At 45.6% G+C, this 16,557-nt stretch carries 15 protein-coding genes and 3 pseudogenes; 5 read left to right on the top strand and 13 right to left on the bottom strand.

What is annotated here, in order from left to right; translation table 11 throughout:
- Positions 1-262 precede the first annotated feature (262 nt).
- On the top strand, positions 263-1,489 hold the full coding sequence (locus P8F77_RS03145; RefSeq protein WP_347256138.1) for an IS110 family transposase: 1,227 nt from the start codon (positions 263-265) through the stop codon (positions 1,487-1,489).
- Between the two features lie 138 nt (positions 1,490-1,627).
- On the opposite strand, the gene hxlB is transcribed toward P8F77_RS03145, so the two are convergent.
- The 9 genes from hxlB to P8F77_RS03100 form a co-directional block, all read right to left on the bottom strand.
- Positions 1,628-2,188 (bottom strand): 6-phospho-3-hexuloisomerase, encoded by a 561-nt coding sequence (gene hxlB, locus P8F77_RS03140; protein WP_024728583.1) that lies wholly within the window; start codon positions 2,186-2,188, stop codon positions 1,628-1,630.
- Between the two features lie 13 nt (positions 2,189-2,201).
- Positions 2,202-2,876, bottom strand: a complete 675-nt coding sequence (alsE, locus tag P8F77_RS03135; protein WP_024728584.1) for a D-allulose 6-phosphate 3-epimerase — start codon at positions 2,874-2,876, stop codon at positions 2,202-2,204.
- A gap of 18 nt (positions 2,877-2,894) precedes the next feature.
- Entirely contained in the window at positions 2,895-3,944 is a 1,050-nt protein-coding gene (locus P8F77_RS03130) for a galactitol-1-phosphate 5-dehydrogenase (RefSeq protein WP_024728585.1), read from the bottom strand.
- A 2-nt stretch (positions 3,945-3,946) separates the two neighbouring features.
- Entirely contained in the window at positions 3,947-4,354 is a 408-nt protein-coding gene (locus P8F77_RS03125; RefSeq protein WP_024728586.1) for a PTS sugar transporter subunit IIA, read from the bottom strand.
- Between the two features lie 18 nt (positions 4,355-4,372).
- Positions 4,373-5,983 carry a PTS system mannose/fructose/sorbose family transporter subunit IID gene (locus P8F77_RS03120; RefSeq protein WP_024728587.1) on the bottom strand — a complete coding sequence of 537 codons (1,611 nt, stop codon included), beginning with the start codon at positions 5,981-5,983 and terminating at the stop codon, positions 4,373-4,375.
- Between the two features lie 131 nt (positions 5,984-6,114).
- Entirely contained in the window at positions 6,115-7,524 is a 1,410-nt protein-coding gene (locus P8F77_RS03115; protein WP_024728588.1) for a PTS ascorbate transporter subunit IIC, read from the bottom strand.
- Positions 7,525-7,545: 21 nt separating this feature from the next.
- Complete coding sequence (locus tag P8F77_RS03110) at positions 7,546-7,818, bottom strand: PTS sugar transporter subunit IIB (RefSeq protein ID WP_024728589.1); 273 nt, start codon at positions 7,816-7,818, stop codon at positions 7,546-7,548.
- Positions 7,815-8,231, bottom strand: a complete 417-nt coding sequence (locus P8F77_RS03105) for a PTS sugar transporter subunit IIA (protein ID WP_024728590.1) — start codon at positions 8,229-8,231, stop codon at positions 7,815-7,817. The genes P8F77_RS03110 and P8F77_RS03105 overlap by 4 nt, the downstream gene beginning before the upstream one ends.
- Positions 8,228-10,141: a BglG family transcription antiterminator gene (locus P8F77_RS03100; RefSeq protein WP_347256335.1), complete on the bottom strand. Its 1,914-nt coding sequence runs from the start codon at positions 10,139-10,141 to the stop codon at positions 8,228-8,230. Before P8F77_RS03100 ends, P8F77_RS03105 begins: the two co-directional genes overlap by 4 nt.
- A gap of 230 nt (positions 10,142-10,371) precedes the next feature.
- On the opposite strand from P8F77_RS03100, the gene P8F77_RS03095 reads away from it, so the two are divergent.
- Positions 10,372-10,854, top strand: a complete 483-nt coding sequence (locus P8F77_RS03095; RefSeq protein WP_287520126.1) for a hypothetical protein — start codon at positions 10,372-10,374, stop codon at positions 10,852-10,854.
- A 764-nt stretch (positions 10,855-11,618) separates the two neighbouring features.
- Here P8F77_RS03095 and P8F77_RS03090 read toward each other — a convergent pair.
- From P8F77_RS03090 to P8F77_RS03075, 4 genes and pseudogenes are all read right to left on the bottom strand, one after another.
- Positions 11,619-12,869 (bottom strand): diaminopimelate decarboxylase, encoded by a 1,251-nt coding sequence (locus P8F77_RS03090; protein WP_287520128.1) that lies wholly within the window; start codon positions 12,867-12,869, stop codon positions 11,619-11,621.
- Between the two features lies 1 nt (position 12,870).
- On the bottom strand, positions 12,871-13,569 hold the full coding sequence (locus P8F77_RS03085) for a helix-turn-helix domain-containing protein (protein WP_024728593.1): 699 nt from the start codon (positions 13,567-13,569) through the stop codon (positions 12,871-12,873).
- A 304-nt stretch (positions 13,570-13,873) separates the two neighbouring features.
- A pseudogene (locus P8F77_RS03080) lies at positions 13,874-14,527 on the bottom strand (integrase core domain-containing protein).
- A 124-nt stretch (positions 14,528-14,651) separates the two neighbouring features.
- Positions 14,652-14,861 (bottom strand): annotated as a pseudogene (locus P8F77_RS03075) (transposase); the annotation flags it as partial.
- Between the two features lie 573 nt (positions 14,862-15,434).
- On the opposite strand from P8F77_RS03075, the gene P8F77_RS03070 reads away from it, so the two are divergent.
- From P8F77_RS03070 to P8F77_RS03060, 3 genes and pseudogenes are all read left to right on the top strand, one after another.
- A complete protein-coding gene (locus tag P8F77_RS03070; protein WP_024728596.1) occupies positions 15,435-15,674 on the top strand; it encodes an AbrB/MazE/SpoVT family DNA-binding domain-containing protein in 240 nt (79 codons plus the stop codon).
- A gap of 147 nt (positions 15,675-15,821) precedes the next feature.
- Positions 15,822-16,292, top strand: a complete 471-nt coding sequence (locus P8F77_RS03065) for a DUF998 domain-containing protein (protein ID WP_347256334.1) — start codon at positions 15,822-15,824, stop codon at positions 16,290-16,292.
- A 10-nt stretch (positions 16,293-16,302) separates the two neighbouring features.
- Positions 16,303-16,526: pseudogene (locus P8F77_RS03060) on the top strand (hypothetical protein).
- Positions 16,527-16,557: the final 31 nt, after the last annotated feature.

The following is a 16,557-nucleotide window of genomic DNA, read 5'->3' as shown; positions in this document are numbered from 1 at the left end:
TAGTGTCAATCAGGTAATAGTTCTGTTACCTCCTGTTGAACCAAAAATGGTTGCTTCAAAGATAGTCTGTTCCCCTGACATGGAAGTTAGCTTCAAACCAGCTGGCTGTTTGTCTGAGTACATGGACTGCCATTTAGCAGTGTGGTTCGCATCAGCCCATCTCAGACCGGATTCTTATATGCGAGGGTGTTGATGCTCCGTGATCATGGGTTTTACCAAGCCGATTGAACACTCAAATACAACATAGAAAGAAGGTGATATCATGAACCCACTTTACGTCGGTATTGATGTCAGCAGCAAATCCAATGTCATTTATCTAATGCTCCCTGATGGTGCGAAACATAGCTGTTTCTCTGTTGCAAACTCTCAGGATGGCTCATCCCAGATGGTAAAACGGATTCTTTCCGCAGTCACTTCCCGTTCCCTCGATACAGTCGTCATAGGTCTTGAAGCTACATCTGTCTATGGAGACAATCTCGTATATTTCCTGAGGGAAGATGCCTCTCTGGCTCCGTTTAACAGGAAGATCCATGTCCTCAATCCCAAGCAGGTAAAGAACTTCAAGGAAGCCTATAACGACCTGCCAAAGAATGATTATATGGACTCCTTTGTCATTGCTGACTGCCTGCGCTTTGGTAGAATCAACAAAGAGGTCTATCTGGGAGATTACCGCTATAAAGCCCTTCAGAACCTTACAAGGGCTCGTTTCTTCGCCGTACAGAACCTCGTAAAAGAAAAACAGCGATTCATCAATGTCCTGTTCAAGAAGTATTCTACTATGACGCAGGAGAAGGTATTTTCCGATACCTTCAGCACTACTGCCTTAGCTGTCTACGAAGAGTTTGAATCCGCAGAAGCATTGGCGGCGATGGACTTACAAGAACTTACGGACTTCATTATGGAAAAAGGAAAGAACCGCTTTCCCAATCCCGATGCCGTAGCCAAAGCCATCCAGAAAGCTGCCAGGAGTTCCTACCGTTTACCCAAGACGGTGAATGACTCCATAAATCAGGTGCTTTCTATATCCATAACCTCGATAAAGGCGCTGGATGCTCAGATCAAAGAGTTCAATAAAGCTATCGAAGCACAAATGGAACTCCTGCCAAATGTATTGATATCCATCCCCGGCATTGGGCCGGTCATCTCAGCCGGCATCATGGCTGAAATCGGAGATATCAACCGTTTCCCAGGTCAAGCGCAGCTTGGCAAATATGCAGGACTTGCCTGGACTCAGAATCAATCCGGTGACTTCGAGGCGGAGAATACAAAACTCATCCGCTCCGGCAACCGCTTTTTAAAGTATTACCTGTGTGAAGGTGCTTTGTCTCTCGTGAGATGCGACACGGAGTACAGCAGCTTCTATCACTCCAAGTACAAGGAAGTGAACAGGCATCAACACAAACGTGCACTCGCATTAACTGCCCGTAAATTTGTGCGGTTGGTCTTTCGACTGCTGAAAGACAATCGTCTATATCGAGCAGCGGAATAGAATTCTATTCCTGCTGATGAATGCCCTGCTTCCAAAAGCAGATATCGCAGGGCTTGTTAAAGTTACCCTTTTTTCAGCATATGATATGAAAAAGTCTGCAAAAAAGTTTCAATTTATACTTGACATATCACCGCTGGACTATTCTAGATTTGCGTGCTTCTCCCACAGAGAATCCACGTCGTCAATTTGCTCTTCCTGCATGATCATCAGCGCCGCCGCATCCAAGAGCAAAAGAAGACTCTGCTCAAACAGGCTGCTCATGATCTGTGCGGACTCGATCTCGTCCGGCAGATCAAGCTTTGTCCTGCACGGAATCCTCACGAACAGATCCTCATAGGGAGCCATGGAGCTTTTTGCATTGGAACCGATATGGATCACCGACGCGCCGAACTGTTTTGCCTTTTTCACAAGTCCCAGAGGAATCAGACTCTCTCCTGAGCCGGAACCGGCGATTAACACGTCTTTCTCGGTGATCGCGGGCTCATTCACATCTCCCACACAAAATGCATCGATACCCAGATGATTCAGCCTCTTAGCAAAAGCTTCCATCATCATGAAGACTCTTCCGACACCTGTGACAAATATCTTTTCCGCATGAAGTATCATCTCCGTCAGTGCCCGGACCTCCTGTCCGTCTACCGCTGCCAGTGACTGGTCAAGTTCTCCCAGAATCAATTCTTTAAAATCTTTATATTCCACTTTATCCTCCCTGTCACTCCAGAGCTGCTTTATAACTTTCCGTCATTTTCACACAGGCTGTTTTCAGGTCTTTGTCCAGTCCGAACAGCCCGGAGCTTCCGAGAATCAAAATGTCCGCACCTGCCTCGGTGAGTTTTTTAAACGTAGAAGACTTGCAGGACCCGTCGATCTGTATCTGATAGTGGTATCCCTTTTCTTCCCTTATCCGCTTTGCCTCCTGGATCTTGACGAGCATTTCTTCGATAAACGGCTGCCCGGCGAAGCCAACATCCACGGTCATGATGGTCAGCAGGTCAATCCGGTTCAGGTAATGAGCCGCCTCAGAAAGAGGAGTTGCCGGGTTTAAAACAAGCCCTGCTTTTAATCCCAGTTCCTCAATCCTGTTGTACAGCCGGAATGCCTGCCCGTTGATCGTCTCAGCGTGCAGAGATATGATATCCGCACCTGCCTCTGCCACCGGGTCAATCCAGTCCTCCGGATTGGTCGTCATCAGATGTACGTCCAGCGGAACTTTGGAGACCTTCTTAAAACTCTTCACCAGATCCGGTGACAGGGTGATATTTTTGCAGTAATGACCGTCCATGATGTCCACGTGGTACATTCCCACCCAGTCATTTAATATGTTAAGCTGTTCCCCGACATTCAGAAAATCCATACACATCAGGGAGACAGAAAACTTCTCTTTCATAAAATTGTCCCCTTTCTCTCAGGCCTTAGAGCTGTAAATTGCCTTGCAGATCGTGATTTCTTTATGATAAATCTGCTCAAACAGCTCACTCAAATGTTCCAGATCGGACGTATGGGTGATCAGGTCATTCACCTTGAGTCTGCCCGCGTCGATCATCTCTGCCGTATACTGCCATTCATTGAGAGGCATCTGTGCGTAATAGGAATTCCACACGCCTGCGATATCGACTTCTTTTCTCAGGATGCTGCTGTGATTCTTAAGCTTTAAAGAAGTATCTCTGTGGGGATTTCCGAGCATGGCGATCCGTCCGAAAGTTCTTACGATCTCCACTGACTGGTTAAGGGCTGCAGAAGTCCCGGTTCCCTCGATGACTGCATCCACATGATCCGTTCCCAGCACTCTTGCGAGTCCGTCTCCCGGATCTTCTTCCATAGAATTTAAGATGGTCAGTCCCCGCTCTCTGGCAAATTCAATTTTTTCTTCATTTATATCAAACAAGACCACTTTCCCGGCACCGAAAAGTTCTGCCCATCGGGCCGCCATGATACCGATGGGACCTGCCCCGAAGACAGCAATGGTCTGTCCGGCTTTGATCCCTGATCTTCTCACCGCATGCTGTGCCACTGTGGCCGGTTCCACCAGACTCAGTTCTTCCTTTGTAACTTCGGGGTTTTCTGAAAATACCAGATTCCAGCGGGACGGGATGACGCAGTACTCCGCAAATCCGCCGTCACACCTGGACCCCAGGTAGTTATAATTCGCACACTGAGCATAGTGCCCAGTTTTACAAAATTCACACTCTCCGCATGGGATGAGCGGGAAGACGGCCGCCGTCTTCCCTACCAGTTCCTGGTCTTCTTCCCTTGCTGCTTTTACGATCGTCCCCGCGAACTCATGTCCTATGGTAATAGGGTGAACATGTGCTCCCAGCTCAAACACCCTGGGAAGATCGGAGCCGCAAATCCCGCAGGCCTCCACCTTCACGAGGAGTTCTTCTCCCTTTATCTCCGGAAGGGGCATTTCTTCCATCCGGAAATCTCCGATTTTATTTAGTCTCACTGCTTTCATCTTCACGCCGTTCCTTTCTCCTGAATGTCGAGCCTCTTTATGCCGTCATGTCCCGCCTGTTCACAGATCTTCGCAAGTTCTGAGAGCGTCGTGTCCTCCTCCCTCTGAAGCGCCGCGGCGATCCCCATAGCCATATTGGCTCCGGTGATGACTGCTGCCGGATATTCCTGGCACAGCATGGCGATGCTGTTAAACGGAGTCCCTCCTAAAAGATCCGTCAGCACAAGGACCCCCATGCCGGTGTCCAGTTCTTCCACTGCCTGCCTCACCTTTTCCTTAAACTCTCCGGGGTCCTGGCCCGGCTTCAGGGAAATACATTCTGACTGTTCTATGTTTCCTGCTACCATGGAGACACTGTCAGCAAGTCCCCGGCAGAGCAGTCCGTGACTGATTAATAAAACTCCAACCATGTCTCATTCCTCCGTCTGCTATGATGCCACGGCCAGCAGGCCGATCAGTGAAGTGATAACGCCTACTACAAAGATGATAACGATGATATAGGTCGGCTTCACCTTCTTGCTCAGGAGCTTCCACACAAGCAGCGTCGCGATCAGAGGCAGCATTCCAGGCAGCAGAGAATTTAAGATATTTTGAAGATTGATTCCTACTTCCCCGACTTTAAATGCGATCGGAGTCTTGATATTAACTCTGGTAGCCGCCATATTTCCGACAACCATCAGTCCGACGATACTGAATGCTTCAGTGATTCTGTTTAAAGTTCCTGCACTTAAGATTTTTACGATGGCACTTTTTCCCTGCTTATATCCCATCATATACATGGCATATCCCATACCGATCATCAGAACTTTGTACGCAACCTCAAACAGGATCGGTCCGGCTACATTTCCGGCCAGCGCCAGGCTGCAGGCGATTCCGGCTAAGATCGGATAAGCGATACCCTGGGAAACTGTGTCCCCGATTCCCGCCATCGGTCCCATTAATCCTGTACGAACCGCATTGATGTCTTCTGCGTCAATGTCTGCTCCGTTGGCAGACTGTTCTTCCATGGATGCTGTAACTCCGTGAATAACGGTTCCAATCCATGAAGGTTCCGTGTTGAAAAATACCATATACTTCTTTAACGCTTTTGCCTGTTGTTCTTTTGTCTCATAGAGCCTTCTTACAATCGGCACCATGGCATTGGTCGTACCCAGTGCCTGGAGACGCTCGTAGTTATAACAGGTCTCGCTGGAATATCCGAGAAGAAAATGTTTGACCAGATCTTTTTTTAAAAGTTTTTTGCCGCCGGTCTGCACATCGGTCTCCTCCGGGGAGACTGTTTCGATTTGTTCCGCCTCTGCGGCCTGTTCTGATTTTCCCGTAAAGAGATAGATCAGGACTGCTACAGCCGCCGCAAATACAGTCACCGCCATGGTATCAACTTTTGCGTAGATGGTCAGGAAGTAACCGATAAAAAAGAATGCCACGATTTTCTTTTTGCCGAGAAAGCTTAACAGCATTGCGATTCCAAGTGCCGGCATCAGTGCCCCAACCACATTTAACGCTGCGATCATCGGCTCCGGTATTGCCTTTAAGGCGTTGGTTGCAAAATCTCCTCCGAAATACACGAGGGCAAATGCCGGAATTCCGTAGAGAACTGTGGCAGTGATTCCGGACGGCAGGTAGTTCATAAGCCTTAATCCGCGGATATTTCCTTTCTCCAAGTACTGATCTGCCTTATGTACCCAAAAACTGTTGATGGTCATGTAGGCCTGGTTGATCAGAATTCCCAGCAGGCTGAACGGCACCGCAAAGGTTGGTGCCAGATTCGGTGATGCCCCGGAAATGATGGTCAGCGCCGTTCCGAACACTCCCGCTACCATCAGGTTGCCCGGCATGGTACCTCCGGCTGTGATCCATCCAAGGTATGTGAGCTGGATATAGGCTGCGGCCTTCATTCCGAGGACCGGTTCTCCCATAGCTACCGCTACAAGGAATCCCGCCCAGATTGGATACAGCCATGTACGGGTGATTGTGTGGCTGAACCACCACTGGCTTCCAATGGCGATCAGCGCGACTAAGATTGCTGAAATTAACATAATACTTTCCTCCTTTTCTGTTATCTGATAAGTATAGTCTACCGGCATAAGCAAACTGCCGCCATACCAATTAATTTCCTGAAATGCGGAAAAGCGGGAACCTGCCCAACGCAGATCCCCGCTTTTCCCTGTTATTTCTTATTCGTCATTTTTGATTCTTTTAAGATCTCATCGGTGTCAAATGTAAACCATTCGTCCTGGTTTTCTTCCATGTCATCCATCATTTCGGGGATCAGGATCATGATGATTACAATGCCGATCAGGATCGTCAGAGTCCCGTAGCTTCCGATCCGATTCAGCCAGTCTCCCAGAAACACTCCCGCAAAGCCCATATCCGCATCCGGAAATGTGACAGAGGCGTTTACCAGTTCCCCCAAATGCGGCAGAAAAATCACCGGCAGAAAAGAAATCAGCACTCCGTTTAGGAAACCGCCCAGAATGGCTCCCCTTCTTCCTCCCGTGGAATTTCCATAGACTCCTGCCGTGGCGCCGCAGAAAAAATGCGGAACGACCCCCGGAAGGATCACGGTGAGATTACATGCGATCATAATACCGAGGGAAATAAGCCCTCCCAAAAAAGACGAGATGAATCCCACAATCAGGGCATTGGGTGCATACGGAAAGACGACGGGGCTGTCCACTGCCGGTTTGGCATTGGGAATCCAGTTATCCGCAATCCCCTTCACCGCGGGCACGATCTCATTAATAAACCAGCGCACACCGGTGATGACCACAGTAAATCCCACGGCAAAGGTCAGCCCCTGGACGATGGCATAGACCAGATAATCTTTTCCTTCTGACAGATTCTGTTCTACAAATTCACTGCCGCAGGCCAGAGCCGCCACCACATACATGGCAATCATCGTAATGGATACGGTAACCGAAGAATCCCGCAGAAACGCCAGTTTTTTCGGAATGTGCATCTCTTCTGTGGACTTTGAATTTTCTCCGTATATTCCTCCCAGCCACGCAGACAGAAAATAAGCGCTTCCTCCGAAATGTCCCAAAGCCACCGAGTCGTTTTTACAGATCTGCCTCGTATATTTCTGCAGGATGGCAGGCGAAAATACCATCAGAATCCCAAGAGCCAGGGCTCCGATGGCATAAAAAATCCATCCGCTGATCCCCGCGCCTTTCATACATACGACGATCATGCCTGCCATGAATAACGTCTGATGCCCGGTCACGAACACATAGCGGAATCTGGTGATCCTGGCCAGAATCAGGTTGACTGTCATCCCAAGCAGCATGACAACGGAAATCTCCATTCCGAACTTGCCCACGGCAATTCCCGCGGCTCCTTCCACACTCAGGATCACTCCGGATACATGAAATCCGTACTGAAACATCCTTCCAAAAGGTTCCACACTTTCTGTGATGATATTTCCCCCGATCCGGATAACCATAAACCCTATGACCGATTTAAGAGTTCCCTTTACCGTGGCCTCCAGACTTTTTCTCTGCAGCACCAGACCTAAAAAGACGATGCCTCCGACCACGATGGACGGTTCCAGTACCAGGTCTCTCAGCATTTTTAACATATATATATCCCTCTTTTATCTTTAAGACAAGAACGTTGTCAGTTTCTCTCTCAATTCATCTTCGTCAATCAGGGATTCCAGTACGATCAAATGTTCCACAGGAGGAATACTGTCCTTTAAATCGTTTGCCACGATAAAATAGTCTGCGTCCATGGCACTCATCTCATATACTGAGGAATGGCATGTCTCAAACTCCTGCTCTTTCCCAAGCTCTCTCAGAATCTTCTGTATATTCATTTCCACCAGGAAGCTTGACCCGAGGCCGGTGCCGCAGACTGTCATGATCCTTTTCATTGTTCTTTCTCCATCATCATAAGCATTTCCTCACTGCTTCTGCATTCCAGCATCTTTTTCAGGCTCTGCTTTTCCGAACAGATGCCAGCGATCTGCTTCATCAGTACAAAATGGGCCGCCTCATCCCTGGCCGCCAGCGTAAAAAAAATGCGGACTTTCTTCCCTTCAAAATCCACCGGTGTGTTTAGTTTTATGATGCACAGTCCCGTGGACAAAACACCCGTCTCCGGTTTTGCGTGGGGCATGCACACCCCTTCCCCCAGATAGAAATATCCACCGTATTCTCCGATATTGTCAATGATCCCCCGGTAATATTCCCCGGTCACCATGCCATACCGCTCGAGTATCTCACAGCTTTTTCTGATAGCCTGTGTATATTCACTGACTTCCTCCAAGATTTCGGCACAAATCATAGGCTGCCGCCTCCCTCTTCAGATCTAAGAGAAAGAAGTTCCTCATAAGAACTGATATGCTTAATTCTTTCCATGTTGTTCTCCCATGCCAGAATCCGGACCAAATCTGCCAGATTCTCGTTCTCGGTGATATTTCCGAGGACAATGATGACTTTCACATCTACCTTTGCCTTGCTCCCAAAATCAATGGGATGTTTTAGCTTCATCAGGCTGATGCAGTTTTCCCGGACATTGTCTTTCCTCCCGTGGACGAAAGCAATCTCCGGAATAAATACCATATAGTTCCCCAGGTTCTGTACAATGTGGATCATCTCTTCCACATACTCCGGCTTCACAAGGCCGTTTTTGATCAGCGGCTTACAGGCCATGGCGATGGCCTCCTTCCAGTCATCTGTTTCTGCATCAAACCGGCAGTATTCTTCTTTTAAAAGATCCCCGATCCCCCTCTGCATCGTCTGGTGGATTCTGTGGACCAGATACTGGTTCTTTCTGTTGTATGCGAGGACGGAAATAATATTTTTCACCCGGTCAATATCAGGAGAATTTAAGAGTGGATTTACGTGAATGACCTGCTGATTTTTAAGACTCAGCGGAACTGTGCTGATGATAAAGTCCGGCCGGCTTCTTTCAGTTTCCTCCTCCACATCGCTGACCCTGCAGATTTTTCTGACCCGGAGTTCCGGAAAATATTTTGAAATCCGCTGTTTTAACAGCACTGCTGTCGCCGTGCCTCCCCCGCAGACGAGCACGACCTCCGGTGACAGATTCAGGCTGAAGTTTTCCTGGAACAGCACTTCAAAATACATGGTCGTATAGGCGATCTCAGCGTCGGGAAATACCACGCCCAGCATCTCTTCCTGCCCTTTGAGCAGCCGTTCCGTCAGCTCATACATAAAGGAATGGGAATACTTTATATCCTCCAGCAGAGGATTCTTGATCTTTATTTTATTTTTCAGCCGGAACACCGCCACTTTTAAATGCATCATAATCTGTCTTTGAATCTCCGGGTCAATCTCACTGCTGATCTTTAAATCACTGCAAAACTTCCGGATCAGCTGCTCTGTGGCCTGCCTCACCCTGCCGTCCTCATCCCAATTTTCAAGACTCTCCCCGTCCATCCGTTTCGTACTCTGGAACAGCATGACAAAATAGTCCAGATCCCCTTTTGTCACCTGAAAACCGGGGAGTCCGGAAAGGATCGCTTCTCTGTAAATGCCGTCTGCATCGTCCAAGCTGCCTCCCCGGACATGAAACCCCCACCGAATCCGGCACAGTGACGCAAGAATCATGCTTTCCAGTTCCCCGATGGATTCATCCGCAAACCGGATGCCCATGGCTGCCTCCACTCTCCGGATCATGCGCATCCCTTCATCCGGGTCCGCTGCCCCATACTCTTTCAGAATAGGAAGAATGTTCAGGGAGCCCTCACTGACCGTCTTTATGTATAGATTAAACAATGTATTCCGTATCTGTTCTTCGTCACCTTTCAGGGACATCCCGTAGTAGGACTTTTTGATGAGCCGCACTTCGTGCTTTTTCAAAAACTCTTCTGCCGGCCTCAGATCCTGTACAACCGTGTTCTTGCTGACCTGAAGCTTCTCGGCCAGCTGCTCGATGGTCACTTTCTCTGAGATCATCAGCAGCACAGTGATGATGACCACTCTCTCTTCCCTGGAATAGACTTTGATCTCATTGCTGAAATAAAGGCTTGTGATATCAAATCCCTTTTTGACAATGAGACGGACACCGAGCCTAGGTGTGCGTTCGATTTCCACCGGCAGTCCTTTCAAATAATATTGAACCGCATCCAGATCGTTGCGGATCGATCTGCTGCTGACATGAAACACCTCTGCCAGTTTTCCCGCCGTCGTATAACCGTCACATTCCTGAAGGTATTTTACTAATTGCAACTGTCTCTCTGTCAACAATGTCCTCTCTCCTTCTACTGAAGCTTATTAAAATTGTAGCACATCCGCAAGCCTGAAAGCTATGCCAAAAGCTTTCCACATATGAAGAAGTTCTTAAGTTGTTCCAGAAACAGGAAATCCGCCTCATCATATCAATATATTACAATATAATGATTTTATAAGACAAGAAATGCACCTGAAATGATGATATATTGCAATTACAGTGATAAACAATGAAAATACAGGAGATATACTATGAAAAAGATATCATAGAACTGACAAAAGACGGGGTAACATTAGGATGCGCCACGATCTACATCAATCCGGGTTATATTGAACGTTGTACACCATATGTGGAGGGCACTGACACGGGGCTTTGTCCGGTAACCATTTCCACCGAATCCAAGACCACACAGATTGAGATCGCGGCCGGATACGATACCGTAACAGAGATCAATGTGGTCGCAAACTTCGGGCTGATACGGTCAGTGGAATATGAAAAGGTCACTGCGGACCTGACGGCCTGTGCCGATGCTGCACACAAATACGGTCTCACCGGATATGAACCTCGGGGAGCAGCACCGGATGTCGTACAGCATATGATGGATGAAGCAGGTGAAAAGTGTAAGATCAAGGGAAGCGGCTGCATCCGCACGAGAGAACATTTTTTACAGCTGATCTCTATGATCTCTTTCGATGTCTGCGTAAGAAGATAAACCGAATAGTCCAGCCGCTTACTGTTGATATACTCGGTTGGAGTCACGGACATGACAGACTTAAACACTCTGCACAGACAGCACTTGGCATAAAAGGCCGTCTTCTGAATCTTAGGTGTGTCCATGAGAATATTTATTATAATACGGAAGTCATCCGAAAAGTATGTTCACTTCCGTAAACAGGGATATGACCCATGATGACCTCAATCTTTACAAAAAAGCAAGATTGACTGCAATATCTTTTATCAATTCAATAGAATTCAGTTAAGCTGCCGACTTCTGATTCAAATGTGCAACTGCAAGAGAAAGGTTATGCAGATTCGCTGCTGCGGTTTCCGGTTTATTGCATTGAGCCTTTTATATAATTTTCTGTCAGAAGAAAGATTACAGTACAAACCCTTTGTCAAAGGATTATATGTCACGTAATCCACAAAGAGATCGTGACCCCACGTTAAATCTGTTGGTTTTCCTGTTTCTCTGTCGCACATGAAGTAATGATTGTTTTTTTCGTATCCATTGCTGCCAAATACAACTTATCCTCTTTGACAAATATATAATTCAGGACATCACACCAATCAGTCAGCTGTCTTATATTCTTTGTCCTGCAATCATATACAGAAAGCGGATATTGGGAAGTGTACGGAACCGTTGCAATCATTATATCATAAGACTATTGTACTACAAGCTTTTTCCAAAAATTATCCCACATAAAAAGACAGATCCTGTCTGCATACAGAACCTGCCTTCTTTCATCATAGTATTCTTTAGAAGTTAAACCCTTCAATCGTAGCAAAATAATCTTCCGGCGTCTCAGCCCTCCTGATCATCTCCGTGCTTCCGTCTTCTTTCAATAAAATCTCTGCTGATTTTAATTTTCCATTGTAGTTATATCCCATGGCAAACCCATGAGCACCGGTATCATGGATCACCAGCAAGTCTCCGTTCTCAATCTCGGGAAGCTTCCTGTCGATAGCGAATTTGTCGTTATTTTCACAGAGAGATCCGGTGATGTCATACATGTGGTCACACGGCTCGTTCTCTTTTCCCATCACAGTGATATGGTGGTAAGCTCCGTACATCGCCGGGCGCATCAGGTTGACTGCACAGGCATCCACGCCGATATATTCTTTGTGGGTGTGCTTTTCATGGATCGCCTTTGTCACCAGATGGCCGTTCGGCGCCAGCATATAGCGGCCCAGTTCCGTAAAGATCTTCACATCTCCCATGCCCGCAGGGACAAGCACTTCATCAAAAGCCTTGTGTACTCCTTCACCGATCACTGCGATGTCATTGCCCTCCTGGTCCGGAAGGTAAGGGACTCCAACACCGCCTGAGAGATTGATAAATCCGATGTGCACATCGGTCTCTTTCTGAAGTTCTACTGCCAATTCAAACAGCTGTTTTGCGAGCGTCGGATAATATTCATTTGTTACCGTGTTGCTGGCCAGGAAAGAATGAATTCCGAATTCTTTGACGCCCAGTTCTTTGAGTTTCAAAAACGCCTCTGTCATCTGAGCTCTGGTCATGCCGTACTTGGCATCTCCAGGGTTATCCATGATATCTGTCCCCAGAGAGAACACACCGCCCGGATTGTACCGGCAGGAAATGACTTCCGGGATTCCCGCTGCTTCTTTCAGAAAGTCGATATGTGTAATGTCATCCAGATTGATGGTAGCTCCCAATTTTTTCGCAAGCACAAATTCTTCAGCCGGTGTGTCGTTGGAAGAAAACATGATCTCACTTCCGCCGAAACCGCAGCGGTCGGACATCATAAGTTCTGTCAGTGAAGAACAGTCGGTTCCGCAGCCCTCTTCCTTTAAAATCTTTAAGATCGTAGGGTTAGGTGTCGCTTTCACGGCAAAATATTCTTTAAATCCTTTGTTCCAGGAAAATGCCTTATTTAAATTCCGTGCAGTTTCCCGGATTCCTTTTTCATCATATAAATGAAACGGAGTCGGATACTTTTTTACGATTTGATCTAATTGTTCTTTTGCTACAAACGGTCTTTTTGCCATTTTATTGATTCCCTTTCTTGATTTCTAATAGTTTTATCTCGTTGGCCAGAGCGTCTTTGAACACCTCTGCCAGATTATGATTGCTGGAAAACAGACAGGCTGCATTATACCGGTCCACAAGGTCTCCCGTGAGCACATAGGTAGAGTCTGTGATCAGGCGGATCTGTTCTTTCTTATGCTCCGTCAGATAGATGATGGCTCCTTTAAGCTCAAAAGGCTCATTGGTAATGATCACTACCTTGATGCCGCGGTTTACTAAGTCCGTCAGACAATCCCGGAACATGTTCAGCTTTTCGTTGGAGGCAGACACATAGACCCTTTCTTTTGTCTCCCTCAGCATATTCGTAAACTTGTCAAGGATCTGTCTTTCCCCTTTGATGGTCAGATATGCCCCTTTATTGATCCTCTGTTTCGGAAGTTTTACAGCCAGTTCTTTTTTGCTCCTTCTCAAATCCCGGATCTTATTGTCACAGAACTCGTCCACGGGCACTGCCTGATATTTGACGGTGTCTTCCTCGGACATATATGCGGCCCCTTTTTCCACAAGCCCTGCCAGCGCGTTGTAGGTGTTGGACCTGGAGATGCCGCTTTTTTTCGCGGCCTCGTATCCATTCAGTTCTCCCTCCAAAACCAGAAGAACATAGAGGTTCGCTTCCTGCCTGGTCAGTCCGAAATTCATCAGACATTCAACATTTTCCATTCTGCGCCTCCGTTCGTGTTCCTTTATAGGAATACTATAATACGGCGACATTTTTTTGTCAATAAATTATATTAAATTTTATAAGAGTTTTGGAATTATCCGCATAAACACTATATCTATAAGCAATTTCAAAACTAAAAACATTCATTTTACCACGAAATTACCACGATTGAATGAGCCTTGATATGGCAATAAAACCGATAGGGAGATAGCACATGAAAGCTGTGTATCTCCCTTTGTTCTTGCTAAATGATTATGATATTGTCAATATTAGTTGACACATTTTCCTCAAGGATTTTGAATCCTATGCAGCTTCTTTCAGGAAATTATAGTATTGCTGTCGTTTTACCATTGGAGGAAGACCTCCATTAGCTGAACAGATCCTACGATTATTCCAGTAGCTGATGAAATATCTCCAGATAAGTGTTTTCAGTTCATCTGTAGTCATCTTCTCCGTATCATAACGGTCATATAACAGTTCGATTTCATTCTGGCCCACATGCTTTCGCAGCGGGCATTGTCATGGCATCTTCCACCTGCACTGTTCATGCTTTGCCGAATGCCATATTTACAGATCGCTTCCCGGTAAATCCGGCTGGTATACTGGCTTCCTGGCTTCACGGTCTTCTTTCGTAATTCCGTTTGGTTTCCGTCTGGGATGATGGTTCAGACCAATCTCTTCCATGACACGATAAACAGTGCGTTCACTTGAATATCAACATTTTCAGGCTGTTTCAGGATCAATGCCTGGTACATCCGGATTCGCCCATAGGTGTCATTACATTCGTCTTCCTTCTAGATTTCCATCATAGCATCTGCCAGCGGCTGATACTTCCAGGGACAGTCTTTGTTCGCAAGATATTGATAAAATCCCTGTCTGCTGACATGCAGAACCCTGCAGCAAAAGGAGATATCCCCTTCAATTCGCCGTCTTTCGTTTTAAGGCAATAAACTTCATTCTTTCGTTTTGCTGACTTCAGACGGCTCGCAGCGAAAAAAGCACTGGCTTCCTCCAGAAAATCATTTTCCTTCTTTAAACGACGGTTCTCTTTCTCCAGTTCTTTCACCTGCTGGCGAAGTCGGATAAGTTCTTCATTAAGTGTCATGGCGCTTTGTGGGCTCTGTGAACCTGCTCCCAGATCAAGATTGCCAAGCCGACTGGCTCTTACCCAGCCATACATGGTATTCTTGGGAACCCCCAACTCTTTGGCAGCCTTAGCTTGTCCGATTTCCTTTGCAAGTTTCACTGCCTGAACTTTATATTCATGATCATATTGCCTGTTTTCTTCCATTTTTGTTCACTCCTTATTCTCTTGATTATATATCAAATCCTTGAGAATGGGGTGTCAACTTTTTTTATACCACATCAAACACCTTACTATGCTGTAAAAAAGGATAAATCCAAATTTAAAAGAAGATATGGAACTGTTATCGCAGTTACCGTGGATAACAGGCAAATTTGATTTTGGTGATGAGGACGAGTAATTTTTTCCTCTTGCGAGAAGATACAGAAAACAAAAGCCCGATCAAGAGTGCAAAAAGCACCAATGGTGGCAAGCTCTTGACAGAGCTTTTTTTTTCTGTGTTGGGTAATCAAGAGGAAGAAAGGGATAAAATCTGATTTATGGTAAATCAGATCGCATAACCCTCCATATCTCGTTATACGAAGGCAATGCAGGTATCGCAGTTTGAGCTTGTGCTACATAAGGATAGTAACTGGAAGATTGTAGGATAGTCAATAAGGCGTGTATCTCTTTACTGGGGTACACGTTTTCTTGAATTTGACAAACCTCATTTTTATATTATACTTTTCTTGTGAGTATGAAAAGTATAACTAAACCAAAAATAAGATTGGAGATGTGGATATGTCAATGAAAAAGGGACAACATATATTTGGAACAGTTAAGGTGGGCGAAAAAGGACAGATTGTTATTCCCAAAGAAGCAAGACAGATTTTTAATATTAAAGCAGGAGATACCTTATTAGTTTTGGGCGATGAAGAACAAGGGATAGCGATTGTGAAAGCAGACGTTCTGAAAGAATTAGCTGTGAAAATATTGAAAGGGCTTGGCAAATTAAGTAGTGGTATAGAAGATGAAAAATAATATTATGATTATATTACCGATAGTTTTCATTTTCGATTTACTTATTCCTTTTATCTTAGCACCTACATATAAGGGATATAATCATTTAACACAAGTTATGAGCGTTCTTGGAAATAGTAAAGCACCGTTACATAATGTATATAATGCGTGGCTGATAGTCTTTGGAATTATCTTAATAGTAATCAATTTCAAAGTATATACGATTGTTTCGGAGTGTTCAAGTCTGATTGCAATAATCCTTTTTACCATATTACTGATTTATGCAATCGGGGGGGGTGTATTCTTTCTGGGATATTCTCTGTTGGGGAAGTAAAAAGTCTTGCTACTCTTTCAGAAAAAATACATGGTTATGGCTCTGTTATTGGTTTTATGTGCTTAACATTTGCACCACTTTTCGTAGGAATTTATTCATACAAAATAAACAACATTAAATTCTTTTATTTCAGCATAGGGTGCTTCATATTGGCAATATTGTGTTTTTCATGTTTTGTTATGGGAGATAAGCCTAATGCTAAAAATACATTTTTAGCATTTGAAGGCTTATGGCAACGGTTATCATTACTGTTTATGTATTTACCTTTGGGGTGTTTAATATTGCTGAAAAAAATAAATTGTTAGAGTGAAATCTATGATAGGACTTAAAAAACGAGATATAAAAAGGCATTGAAAGCTGGTGCAGAAGCTGGCGGTGTGTCATTGGCTGATGTTCGGGCAAACATTGAAGCAACGATTGATGAAGCTATGAACAGCACCGACCCAGAGGTGCAGGCAAATTTCAAAAAGTATTTTGGAAACAAACGCCCTACCCCAGAAGAATATATTTATACAATTACCAAAAAGACAAAAGCATAATACAAAACAAGTGCTGTAAGGGGGCTTGTAC

This window comes from Anaerostipes sp. PC18, from assembly GCF_039789045.1.
Classification (GTDB): domain Bacteria; phylum Bacillota; class Clostridia; order Lachnospirales; family Lachnospiraceae; genus Anaerostipes; species Anaerostipes hominis.
This window is presented reverse-complemented; position numbering and strand designations above follow the sequence as displayed.

Coding starts and splice junctions, on each gene's coding strand:
- P8F77_RS03145 (WP_347256138.1), top strand. CDS start 263: ATGAACCCACTTTACGTCGGTATTGATGTCAGCAGCAAATCCAATGTC.
- alsE (WP_024728584.1), bottom strand. CDS start 2,876: ATGAAAGAGAAGTTTTCTGTCTCCCTGATGTGTATGGATTTTCTGAAT.
- P8F77_RS03130 (WP_024728585.1), bottom strand. CDS start 3,944: ATGAAAGCAGTGAGACTAAATAAAATCGGAGATTTCCGGATGGAAGAA.
- P8F77_RS03125 (WP_024728586.1), bottom strand. CDS start 4,354: ATGGTTGGAGTTTTATTAATCAGTCACGGACTGCTCTGCCGGGGACTT.
- P8F77_RS03120 (WP_024728587.1), bottom strand. CDS start 5,983: ATGTTAATTTCAGCAATCTTAGTCGCGCTGATCGCCATTGGAAGCCAG.
- P8F77_RS03115 (WP_024728588.1), bottom strand. CDS start 7,524: ATGTTAAAAATGCTGAGAGACCTGGTACTGGAACCGTCCATCGTGGTC.
- P8F77_RS03110 (WP_024728589.1), bottom strand. CDS start 7,818: ATGAAAAGGATCATGACAGTCTGCGGCACCGGCCTCGGGTCAAGCTTC.
- P8F77_RS03105 (WP_024728590.1), bottom strand. CDS start 8,231: ATGATTTGTGCCGAAATCTTGGAGGAAGTCAGTGAATATACACAGGCT.
- P8F77_RS03095 (WP_287520126.1), top strand. CDS start 10,372: ATGAAAATACAGGAGATATACTATGAAAAAGATATCATAGAACTGACA.
- P8F77_RS03090 (WP_287520128.1), bottom strand. CDS start 12,869: ATGGCAAAAAGACCGTTTGTAGCAAAAGAACAATTAGATCAAATCGTA.
- P8F77_RS03085 (WP_024728593.1), bottom strand. CDS start 13,569: ATGGAAAATGTTGAATGTCTGATGAATTTCGGACTGACCAGGCAGGAA.
- P8F77_RS03070 (WP_024728596.1), top strand. CDS start 15,435: ATGTCAATGAAAAAGGGACAACATATATTTGGAACAGTTAAGGTGGGC.